This is a genomic window from Porticoccus sp., from assembly GCF_965660005.1.
Lineage (GTDB): Bacteria > Pseudomonadota > Gammaproteobacteria > Pseudomonadales > Porticoccaceae > Porticoccus.
Genome location: NZ_CBFHYF010000049.1, coordinates 1 through 10508, shown reverse-complemented (window position 1 = coordinate 10508; position 10508 = coordinate 1). Strand labels below are relative to the sequence as shown.

Genomic DNA, 10508 nt, shown 5'->3' with positions numbered 1-10508 from the left:
TTTTTTCCTGCTATGAGGCCTTTATTCACATTGTCGATTCCATGTTCAACCAACATGCAAAATGGCTGGATGTGGCCGGTGAAATCGCCTGGCGACCACCGATAGCCTCGCTGAACTACCTACTATCCTCCCATGTCTGGCGCCAGGACCACAATGGCTTCAGCCATCAGGATCCGGGGTTCATCGACGTGGTTGCCAACAAGCAGGCCAAAATTATCCGCGTCTATCTGCCACCGGATGCCAATACCCTGCTCTCGGTTACCGATCACTGCCTGCGCAGCCGCAACTACGTGAATGTCATCGTGGCCGGCAAACAGTCTGCGCCCCAATGGCTGACCATGGACCAGGCGGTCAAACACTGCACTGCCGGTATCGGCATCTGGTCCTGGGCAGGCAGTGAGGGACAGGATGAACCGGATGTGGTGATGGCCTGCTGCGGGGATGTGCCCACGCTGGAAACCCTGGCGGCCGTATCAATACTGCGCGAAGCATTGCCGGCGGTGAAAATCCGGGTCATCAATGTGGTGGATCTGATGCGCCTGCTGCCGGACAGCAAACATCCTCACGGGTTAAACGATGCCGACTTCGATGCCCTGTTCACAACAAACAAACCGGTTATTTTTGCCTATCATGGCTACCCACTGCTGATTCACCGGCTCACCTATCGCCGCCATAATCACCAAAACCTCCATGTGCGGGGATTTCGGGAAGAGGGATCCACCACAACACCCTTTGACATGACAGTCCGAAACAGGATGGATCGCTTTCATCTGGCCATGGTAGTCATTGATCATCTGCCCCAGACCGGTCAACAGGGGGCTGAGTTGAAGCGACAACTCCTTATCAAGTTGACCGAGCACAAGGCCTACATCAATGAATACGGTCAGGATATGCCGGAGGTACTCAACTGGCGATGGATAGGAGCAGAGATGATGTCGTGACAAGCTGTTTCATTTAGCCAAGTGGCACCGCAAAATACAGGTTCAGCTGAGCCCTGTAATGCACCGGGTAAAAGGCCCGATTGTGGTGAACCGTTTATCGATATATCAGCGCGTTCATTGACCGATTAAAATAATCATGAATACTGAGAAGCAAAATAATGGGAGTGAGGATGGAAATCAAAACCTTTGCCGAATTGATCGACTGGACCCGCCAACTGCATGCGCATCTGGCCCATTGCCTCAATAAGAGTATCGACGAAAACCAGGAGGAACGCGCCAGGTTACTACTCGACTACCTGTCGAATCACGAAACGGAAATGGAGAGGATGGTTGCCCAGTTTGAACAGCAGGCAGATCAGAAAGCCATGCAAACCTATGTTTACGATTATTTGTCACATCAACCGATCAAAATTTCCCAGCCTTGCAATATCCCCTTTGGCAAGCTGGGTTTTGATGATATCTGTCAGGAAGTTTTCAGCCTGCACGAACAGATGATCGAGCTTTACCGGACACTCTCGAGTAAAGCAGAAATCCCTGAAGCTCGGGGTCTGCTGGAGTCGTTACTCGAAATGGAGGAACACGAAGTGATGCGGCTGGCTACTCAGACGGGGAGAATGAGCGATCTCTGACATGAGTGAGCCTGCCGAAGCGAAAGATCCCGTCTGTGGCATGACCGTCAACCCACAGAACACCAGCCATTCTGCCCATCATGGAGGCAAAATCTGGTATTTCTGTGCCGCCCGCTGCCGGGAAAAGTTTGAGAACGACCCCGCACGTTATCTGGACGGCCCACCCGAGGAACAAAAAACCCTGCCGGGGGCACTCTTTACCTGCCCCATGCATCCCGAGATTCAACAGCAGGGGCCGGGGGATTGCCCAATCTGCGGGATGGCACTGGAGCCGGAAGAAATTACCGCCGACAGCGAACCCTCGGCAGAATTACTCGATATGACCCGGCGCTTCCGGGTTGGACTGATACTGGCACTACCGGTTTTCATCCTCGAAATGAGTAGCCATTTCTTTCATACCGGCGAACGGATTACACCACAACTCTCTAACTGGGTGCAGTTACTGCTCGCCACCCCCGTGGTGCTATGGGCCGGATGGCCGTTCTTCCAGCGTGGCTGGAATTCCATTCTAAGTCGCAACCTGAACATGTTTACCCTGATTGCCATCGGCACCGGAGCCGCCTGGCTGTACAGCCTGTTTGCCACACTGACACCGGATTTCTTTCCACCGGCATTCCGCCAACAGGGTGGTTCGGTCGCCGTCTATTTTGAAGCCGCTGCCGTGATTATCGTGCTGGTGCTGCTGGGCCAGGTACTCGAATTGCGCGCCCGGGAAAAAACCTCGGGGGGCATTCGTGCACTCTTGAATCTGGCGCCGACTACAGCGCGGCGGCTGGATGACCAGGGCGGTGAAGCAGATATCCCTCTCGATCAGGTAAACGTGGGCGAGCGCCTCAGGGTTAGACCCGGCGACAAGGTGCCACTGGATGGCGAAGTGCTTGAAGGCCGCTCCAATATCGATGAATCGATGGTGACTGGAGAGCCACTGGCCGTCAAAAAACAACCGGGGGACAGGGTCATTGGCGGCAGTATCAATGGACAGGGCTCTTTCATCATGCGTGCCGATAAAATCGGCCGGGATACCATGCTTTCACAGATCGTCCAGATGGTGGCCAATGCACAGCGAACACGAGCGCCGATTCAGGGTCTGACTGACAGGGTTTCAGGAGTTTTTGTGCCGGTCGTGATGCTCATTGCCGTCATCGCATTTATTGTCTGGTCGATATGGGGACCCACCCCACCGATGGCGTTTGCCCTCATTGCGGCCGTCAGCGTGCTAATTATTGCCTGCCCGTGCGCATTGGGACTGGCCACACCGATGTCAATCATGGTCGGAGTCGGGCGTGGGGCACAGGCCGGCGTCCTGATTCGCAATGCCGAAGCACTGGAACGGCTGGAAAAAGTGGATACCGTGGTGATCGACAAAACCGGCACGCTGACGGAAGGCAGACCCCAGGTAACTGGCATCCACCCTGCTTCCGGATTTGCTGAGGAGACCTTGCTGCGACTCGGCGCGAGCCTGGAGCGATCGAGCGAACACCCGCTGGCGGAGGCCATGTTGGCAAAAGCTGGGGAGTTGAAGCTGACGTTATCTGAACCCGAGGACTTCCATGCCTTCAATGGCAAGGGGGTCACCGGCAGGTTTGATTGCACTCAAGTTGCCCTCGGCAATCGTCTGTTGATGGCTGATCAAGCTGTCGATCTGTCAACCTGCACCGATAGCGCCGAGGCGCTTCGTCATGATGGTGCCACCGTCATCTTCATCGCCATCAACGGCCAATATGCAGGCTTGTTTGCGATAGCAGATCCCATCAAGGAAACCACTGCAACCGCCATCCGCGCATTACAACATGATGGCCTTCGCGTGGTCATGCTGACGGGTGACAACCGCACGTCAGCGGAGGCCATTGCGCGCCAGTTAAACATCGATGAAGTGGAAGCAGAGGTTTTACCCGAGGATAAAAGCCTCGCCGTTCGCCGTCTGCAGGATCAGGGCCGCATTGTAGCCATGGTCGGCGATGGTGTGAACGATGCCCCGGCACTGGCCAGCGCGGATGTGGGAATCGCCATGGGCACCGGCACCGATGTCGCCATCGAAAGCGCTGGCGTAACACTGCTCAGGGGTGACCTGACAGGCATCGTCGGTGCCTGTCGTTTATCCCGCGCCACCATGTGCAACATTCGCCAGAACCTGTTTTTTGCCTTTGCCTACAACGCCGCCGGGGTCCCGATTGCAGCAGGCATCCTCTACCCGTTCACAGGGTTACTGTTATCTCCGATCATTGCCGCCGCCGCCATGTCCCTGTCATCCGTCAGCGTGATCGGCAATGCCCTGCGCCTGAGAGCGGTCAAACTTAACTGACCGGCATTGTCCGGTTAAAACATCCAACTCACACCCAGTGACGCAGTGAAGTGATCCCGGCGCTGATCGTTATTGTTGGCGATAGAGGACGTGCCACCGAATTTCCAGTCATAGCGGAAATCCACATAGGGCGACAATTCCCGGGTAATTTCATAATTGAAACGCACACCCAGTCGACCACTGGTCAAGCCCCGACCCAACGCCTGTCGGGCCACCCGCTGGGCAGCCATTTCCAGCCGATAGTAGGGTTCAATCCCAATACGTTGCGTCACCAGCAGATGAGTGCTCTGTTTCAGCCGGGCAGTAACATCACCATAATCGCTGACAAACAGGTGAGCCTGGGTCTTCAGGAAGTAAGGCGCCAGACCATTCACTCCCAGGGTGAAATACCCAGTGGAATCGGGTTGGGTATCCAGGCGAATACCGGTCTGAAAATCCCAGAATTCACTGACATTGCGACTGTACATCGCCCAGAACTCACTCTCTTGTAGAGCACCCTTTTGCTGTTTGATATCCGTTTTGAGCCATAGTTTGTGCGTATCGCCACCGATCCAGCCATCCAGTTCAATATCGGTGATACCGCCTTCACTACCTCCGCCGTGCTGTGCCTCGAGCCAAAAAGCATGGAATACGGGGCTGGAGTGATGGGGACTATCGGCCAACACACTAGCGGACATCAGCAGCAAAATCCCTATCGTTGAACAATACCGTTGACTAATGCCCATGGTGCTCGCCTCCATTCTGTTGAACTTCGTGGTTCATGGAGGGGGATGACCCAGGGTTCGGATCGGGTATTGCAGCGGCTTTCTCCTCAGCGGCTTTCTTTGCACCATCCTGGTCCGCATCGTATTCCGCCACCACCAGTTTGGTCATCATGCCCGCTGCCATGTGGAACAGGAGGTGACAGTGGAATGCCCATTCGCCCGGCTCATCCGCTGTCAGCAATACCGAGTAGGACTTTCCCGGAAGCACATTCACGGTGTGTTTATTGGGTAATCGCTCAGCGGGTTGACCGTTATCCAGCTGGACAAACATACCGTGCAGGTGCATCGGGTGGGCCATCATGGAGGTATTTTCAAACGTCAGCTTGACGCGCTCACCGTAATCCAGTTGCAGGGGTTTTAAACCCTCTTCACCAAACTTGTGACCATTGATCGTCCAGATAAAGCGCGACATGGAACCGCCCAGACTGACAACAATTTCCCGTTCCGGCGGACGGGTATCCCGCTGTTGCTGCAAAGACCGCAGGTCGGCATAACTCAGAGCCTTGTGACCGGGCGGTGTACTGGCATCGGCCCAGCCACTGCTCGCTGAAACCTTATGGTCCTGTTGCGCCATACCGTGACCGGCATGATCTGTCATGGCAGCAGCTCCGGTATCTGCGTCGTCTTGAATGTCACCGTGCCCCATATCCCCCATGCTCAGCAGAGCACGTGGCCGGGATTCGGGTTCCGGGCCTCGCATCCCTTGACGGGGCGCCAGGGTACCCATGGCAAAACCGGTGCGATCAACCGCTTCTGCCGCAATGGTAAAGGCGGTATCGGTGGGCGGTCTGACCAGCACGTCATAAGTTTCGGCCACGGCAAAGCGAAATTCATCCACTGACACGGGTTCGATGTATTGACCATCTGTCTGCACCACGTCCATTTTCAGACCGGGGATGCGAACGTCATACATGGACATGGCCGAAGCATTGATAAAACGCAGCCGAACGGTTTCACCGGGCGTAAACAAACCGGTCCAGTTTTGCTCTGGGGTCAGGCCATTGACGAGAAAGGTGTAACCGCTGACATCCGCGATATCGGTAGGCGACATTCGCATCTCGCCCCAGTCAGTAGCCCACTGCCAGGCATCGGTCAGCCCGCGATTGCGCACATCAGCCAGAAAGTCACCGATGGTGCGCTGGGAATAATTGTAGTAGTGAGGGTCTTTCTTCAGATTCGCCATGATCTGTGTACTGGTTTCTTCACGGAAATCAGACAGCACTACCACATAATCCCGATCGGCCTGAACCAGGCCGCGGTCTTTGGGGTGCACGATCAAGGCACCGTAATGGCCGTCCTGTTCCTGGGTGCCACTGTGGGCGTGATACCAGTAGGTACCGTTTTGCCGGAGCTCAAATCGATAGGTAAAGGTTTCCCCCGGGGCAATACCGGGATAACCACTGAAACCGGGTACCCCGTCCATCTCTGGTGGCAACAATAACCCGTGCCAGTGGACCGAACTCGACACCTTCATTTTATTGGTGACATGAATGATGGCCGTATCACCTTCAGTAAACTCCAGCACGGGACCGGGTATACTGCCGTTAACGGTAATACGTTGTAATGGTTTACCTGTGATATTGACCGTTTCGCGGGCAATCTGCAGGTGGTACTCGGTGATATTGGCAACGGCATTCATGGCGATCATGGACATCCAGAAAACCGTCAACAGTCTTGGGAATAGTGGCATTTATCCAACCCTCAGATGAATTGTTTCGTAGCACCTCGACGAGGTGTTTTACAACTGCGGACAATCAGCTTCGGGGAGGACGATCGAGTCGTTTGGGACCGGCATCCGGCAGGTTTTGCCGAAGCGGTATAAACGCGGGGTGATGGGGTCGAGACGACCAGACAGGGGAGGAATTAAATGCTATCAGCGTCAAATGGCAACCCTGGGTCGCGCATTGGCAGATATTGGATGTGCAGCCGTGGTTATCGGTATCAGTGAAATGCTGCGCCTCAACAGGATGGTCGGATTCAGACTCGCAGGGCACCTGTGCACTGTGCGACAGCTCGGCCCCTTGCGGCATGTCAGGACCGGTGTTCACACTGGCGAGGGCGGTATTCCCCAGCACCGACAAAAGGAAGGCGGTGACGACCCATGGAACCCGATGTTTTTTGGTGACAGACATAGGGATACTATGGCGTGCTGCCAGGCTTTTATCAAGGGGACGGGGTGACACCGATCCAATGTCTGCTATGGCACCTGTAATGTTCGATAGCCCATCTCGCCTGTGTGCTTGCTGACAACCCCTGCCACCCTATAATTCAACCTGAGCAAATATCGGAGTATCGGACGTTGCTGGATATCAATAAAAGTATTGCGATTCCCGATGAAGACATTGAACTGACGGCCATTCGCTCCCAGGGAGCCGGTGGGCAGAACGTCAACAAGGTCTCTTCGGCGATACACCTGCGCTTCGACATCAACGCCTCATCCCTGCCCGATGACTACAAACAACGATTGCTGGCCACGAAGGACAGTCGCATTAATAAAGAGGGCGTGATTGTGATCAAGGCGCAGCAATTCCGTACCTAGGAAAAAAACCGGCTGGATGCTCTGGAGCGCTTGAAGGACGTTATTCTATCCGCCACTGCGGTCAGGAAAACACGCATACCCACGCGCGCGACAAAGGCCTCCAAGACCAGACGGGTAGACGATAAAACCCAACGGGGCAGGACGAAAGCCCTGCGCGGAAAAGTCATCGATTAGTAAACGATTTAAATTACTGAATACCGGTTTTTTGAATTTTTAAACGCTACTCCAGCCTGTTTCTATTCGAAAAACTTCGATCTTTCCACTCAAAATTTCTGCCTCATCATTTAAAAACCCGAGAATAACCTACGGCCCCTTTTTGGACATTGACGGTCGGGACACCTATGCTTGTCTTTCAATAGAAAATGCAGGGATCTCACTATGAATGAAATAACCAGCTTCTGGAACCAGTATGAGGGCCCGGTTTTGCTCTTTCTGGTGGCCGTTTTATATTTGCTCGTTTTTTATATTGCAGCACGTATTGTCAAAAGTCTGTCGCATCGATTGTTGCTGAAAACCGATCTGGACAACCGGTTTACCCGCACAGTCGGCTTACACGCTGATTTTCCGGTGGAAAAGGTCATCTCCACCACCGCTTTCTGGATCATCATGATCTTTGGCTTTATTTCCTTTTTTGAAAAACTCGATCTTCAATCAGTGACGCAGCCGTTAAATGTCTTGCTGACCGAGATTTTTACCTATCTACCAAAATTTGGTGCAGCACTCGGTCTGCTGCTGCTCGCCTGGTTACTGGCAGCGCTGGTCAAAAAAGCCATTGAACCTCGGCAAACTCGACGAGCGTCTCAATAAACTCGAACACGATGAGGAAGACAAGGTAACCGTGAGCCACTCTCTGGCTACCGCTGGTTACTGGCTGGTATTTCTACTTTTCCTGCCCATGGTGTTGAGTGCACTGCAGATGGAAAGTCAGGTCGCCCCATTACAAAGCATGTTCGATAAACTGTTCAGCTACCTGCCCAACATCCTCTCCGCACTGCTGATCTTCGGCATTGGTCATTTTGTTGCCAAGCTGGTAAGACAGATTGTCAGCAGTCTTCTGGCTGCCTCTGGCATTGACCGTCTGAGTGAGCAATCCGGTATTCAGCAGAAATGTTCTGCCCTGGTTGGCACATTGATCTACACCTTCATTTTATTGCTGGTGATTGTGCAATCGCTGGAGGCTCTGAAAATCGCGGCGATTTCTACGCCGGCACAAAACATGATTGATATGATTTTCTCTGCCGTACCCGGAATCGTCGCTGCTCTACTGGTACTCGGTATCTCCTACTATGTGGGTAAGCTGGTTGCCAGTCTGGTAACGGATCTACTGACAGCTGCCGGGTTCAATCAGGTAATTGAGAAGCTCGGCTTCAAGATGGGGCTGGAACGCACCCCGAGCCAGTATGCCGGCAGCCTGGTACTGCTGGGTATTATCCTGTTCGCGATTCTCGGTGCTACCGAATTACTGAATTTTGAACCCCTCAGCCAGATTGTAACCGTCATGATCGGTTTCGCAGTGCAGGTATTGCTGGGCGCACTGATTCTGGCTATCGGTATTTTCATTACCAAAAAAGTACGGCTGTTGATTATCGAGGCGGGAATGCCCGCTGCAGCAAGTAACCTTGCCAGCCTTTCCATCATGTTTCTGACCATCGCCATGGCGCTTCGCCAGATCGGCCTCGCACAGGACATCATCAATATTGCCTTTGGTCTGATGCTTGGTGCAGTAGCAGTCGGTGCAGCCATTTCGATTGGTCTGGGCAGCAAGGAAATCGCTGGTAGAGAAATTCAGTCACTGCTTGATCGCGTTAAAAAGTAAAGTCCTGATTTGTTCTACATCCACCCACCGGGGCAACCTGGTGGGGTTTTTTATTGAGCGATAAAATAAGGCCGCTCTTTGAGCGGCCCAGGGGGAAGAAAAAAACTTTCTAGTGATCCTTTGCCTGCCCAGCGTCCTTAGGATAACGCAGGCTTTCCACCAGTTCCCTGATATGATCCGGCGCTTCCTTGGTCAGCTTCAATACGGTAAAGGCCACCACAAAGTTCAGGGGCATGCTCAGCGTACCAAATATCTTGTGCTGACCATATTGGCCGAGGGCTTGCAGAAAAAACAGATTGCCTACGGGCTGGATGTTACGGAGGCCACCATCAAGACCCATATGACGGCTATTTTCAGGAAGCTGGGCGTAAGGTCGAGAACCAAGGCTGTACTGGCAATAGGCAAGCTCAATCTGGAATCAGCGGAATCACGAGAAAACGAGTATCCGGAAACTGCCGCAGCACTAAAACAAGACCGTCAGCTCTAATCCCTGAAATTCTCAAACTGGAACGGCTGGCCGAGATCTGCCCCCTTGATCAGGGCAATGGTTTCCTGCAATTCATCGCGCTTTTTACCAGTAACCCGCAATTTGTCACCCTGAATCGCGGTCTGCACCTTTATTTTGGCCTCTTTCACCAGCTTGATAATTTTCTTCGCCATCGGCTGGTCAATACCCTGTTTGAACCGCACCTGCAACGAGAAGGTTTTACCCCTATGGACGGCCTCCTCATCCACATCGATGACATAGGGGTCTACATTCCGTTTGACCAGATTCCTGCTCAGCATGTCCAGCAATTGACGGCATTGAAAATCTGACTCAGCGGTCAGTGTCACCACCCCATCCTTCAGCGTCACACTGGCCTCAACTCCGCGAAAGTCAAAGCGAGTGGCCAGTTCCCGTTGTGTGTTTTCAGTGGCATGACGAATTTCTACCTGGTCCACTTCTGAGACAATATCAAAGGTCGGCATAATAGATCCTGTTGGCTGATGTTTCGGGCGACCAGTCTAGCGACACTCACCGCTCGAGAAAAGTAACCCGACCACTCTGTAAGGCAACCTCTGTGTTCAGTCGACTCCGGATTGCCCCAGTAGTGACGTCATCAATGTGACTAGCAGGCTCTGCATGCCCCTGGGGATTTCTCGAGGTCCGGTTATCCCTGGCAATCATCGAGCCGGTCGAAACAGGTGGTCTGTTGAGATCGCTCAATCAATGTATAAAAAAGATTTTGTGATTTATGCACAGGACGGGAGGGACCGCAACACCAGTATTTTCTCATAACAGCCAATCACTTTGATGACAAAAGGCCACATACCGTCTCCGAATGCAATTCACTCAGTACGTTTTGGCTGGCGTTCCCTGCACAGTCGCCGTTCGTACTGAAAAACAGTGGTCGACAACCTGTCACCGGGCTTTCTCCCGATAAAGGTTCTGTGCTAACTGGAGAGCAAGTTGCTGTAATCTGCTGTAACGAAGAGGGAAGTTTGCCTGGACCTCATTCACGACCGGTTCAGGCAGG

At 53.3% G+C, this 10508-nt stretch carries 10 protein-coding genes and 2 pseudogenes; 8 read left to right on the top strand and 4 right to left on the bottom strand.

From position 1 onward, the window contains the following. From ACTF5G_RS08990 to ACTF5G_RS08980, 3 genes and pseudogenes are all read left to right on the top strand, one after another. Positions 1 to 941, top strand: a pseudogene (locus ACTF5G_RS08990) (phosphoketolase); the annotation flags it as partial. Between the two features lie 170 nt (positions 942 to 1111). Further along, positions 1112 to 1570, top strand: coding sequence for a hypothetical protein (locus ACTF5G_RS08985; protein WP_438952481.1), 459 nt, complete (start codon positions 1112 to 1114; stop codon positions 1568 to 1570). Between the two features lies 1 nt (position 1571). Then, positions 1572 to 3872 carry a heavy metal translocating P-type ATPase gene (locus ACTF5G_RS08980; RefSeq protein WP_438952480.1) on the top strand — a complete coding sequence of 767 codons (2301 nt, stop codon included), beginning with the start codon at positions 1572 to 1574 and terminating at the stop codon, positions 3870 to 3872. A 14-nt stretch (positions 3873 to 3886) separates the two neighbouring features. Here ACTF5G_RS08980 and ACTF5G_RS08975 read toward each other — a convergent pair whose 3' ends face one another. After that, entirely contained in the window at positions 3887 to 4549 is a 663-nt protein-coding gene (locus ACTF5G_RS08975; RefSeq protein WP_438952479.1) for a copper resistance protein B, read from the bottom strand. A 37-nt stretch (positions 4550 to 4586) separates the two neighbouring features. Then, positions 4587 to 6326: a copper resistance system multicopper oxidase gene (locus ACTF5G_RS08970; protein WP_438952478.1), complete on the bottom strand. Its 1740-nt coding sequence runs from the start codon at positions 6324 to 6326 to the stop codon at positions 4587 to 4589. A gap of 214 nt (positions 6327 to 6540) precedes the next feature. On the opposite strand from ACTF5G_RS08970, the gene ACTF5G_RS08965 reads away from it, so the two are divergent. From ACTF5G_RS08965 to ACTF5G_RS08950, 4 genes and pseudogenes are all read left to right on the top strand, one after another. Further along, complete coding sequence (locus tag ACTF5G_RS08965) at positions 6541 to 6816, top strand: hypothetical protein (protein ID WP_438952477.1); 276 nt, start codon at positions 6541 to 6543, stop codon at positions 6814 to 6816. A gap of 119 nt (positions 6817 to 6935) precedes the next feature. Then, positions 6936 to 7349 (top strand): annotated as a pseudogene (gene arfB, locus ACTF5G_RS08960) (alternative ribosome rescue aminoacyl-tRNA hydrolase ArfB). 204 nt (positions 7350 to 7553) lie between these two features. Continuing rightward, positions 7554 to 7982 (top strand): mechanosensitive ion channel family protein, encoded by a 429-nt coding sequence (locus tag ACTF5G_RS08955; RefSeq protein ID WP_438952476.1) that lies wholly within the window; start codon positions 7554 to 7556, stop codon positions 7980 to 7982. Beyond that, on the top strand, positions 7948 to 8991 hold the full coding sequence (locus tag ACTF5G_RS08950; protein WP_438952475.1) for a mechanosensitive ion channel: 1044 nt from the start codon (positions 7948 to 7950) through the stop codon (positions 8989 to 8991). Before ACTF5G_RS08955 ends, ACTF5G_RS08950 begins: the two co-directional genes overlap by 35 nt. Before the next feature lie 109 nt (positions 8992 to 9100). Here ACTF5G_RS08950 and ACTF5G_RS08945 read toward each other — a convergent pair whose 3' ends face one another. Then, entirely contained in the window at positions 9101 to 9226 is a 126-nt protein-coding gene (locus tag ACTF5G_RS08945; protein ID WP_438952474.1) for a hypothetical protein, read from the bottom strand. A 21-nt stretch (positions 9227 to 9247) separates the two neighbouring features. On the opposite strand from ACTF5G_RS08945, the gene ACTF5G_RS08940 reads away from it, so the two are divergent. After that, complete coding sequence (locus ACTF5G_RS08940; RefSeq protein ID WP_438952473.1) at positions 9248 to 9478, top strand: response regulator transcription factor; 231 nt, start codon at positions 9248 to 9250, stop codon at positions 9476 to 9478. Here ACTF5G_RS08940 and ACTF5G_RS08935 read toward each other — a convergent pair. After that, positions 9475 to 9960, bottom strand: coding sequence for a YajQ family cyclic di-GMP-binding protein (locus ACTF5G_RS08935; RefSeq protein ID WP_438952472.1), 486 nt, complete (start codon positions 9958 to 9960; stop codon positions 9475 to 9477). The genes ACTF5G_RS08940 and ACTF5G_RS08935 overlap by 4 nt on opposite strands. Positions 9961 to 10508: the final 548 nt, after the last annotated feature.

Excerpts from the sequence above, each read along its gene's own strand:
- ACTF5G_RS08945 (WP_438952474.1), bottom strand. The coding sequence starts at position 9,226 with ATGCCCCTGAACTTTGTGGTGGCCTTTACCGTATTGAAGCTGACCAAG.
- ACTF5G_RS08980 (WP_438952480.1), top strand. The coding sequence starts at position 1,572 with ATGAGTGAGCCTGCCGAAGCGAAAGATCCCGTCTGTGGCATGACCGTC.
- ACTF5G_RS08955 (WP_438952476.1), top strand. The coding sequence starts at position 7,554 with ATGAATGAAATAACCAGCTTCTGGAACCAGTATGAGGGCCCGGTTTTG.
- ACTF5G_RS08970 (WP_438952478.1), bottom strand. The coding sequence starts at position 6,326 with ATGCCACTATTCCCAAGACTGTTGACGGTTTTCTGGATGTCCATGATC.
- ACTF5G_RS08935 (WP_438952472.1), bottom strand. The coding sequence starts at position 9,960 with ATGCCGACCTTTGATATTGTCTCAGAAGTGGACCAGGTAGAAATTCGT.
- ACTF5G_RS08975 (WP_438952479.1), bottom strand. The coding sequence starts at position 4,549 with ATGTCCGCTAGTGTGTTGGCCGATAGTCCCCATCACTCCAGCCCCGTA.
- ACTF5G_RS08985 (WP_438952481.1), top strand. The coding sequence starts at position 1,112 with ATGGAAATCAAAACCTTTGCCGAATTGATCGACTGGACCCGCCAACTG.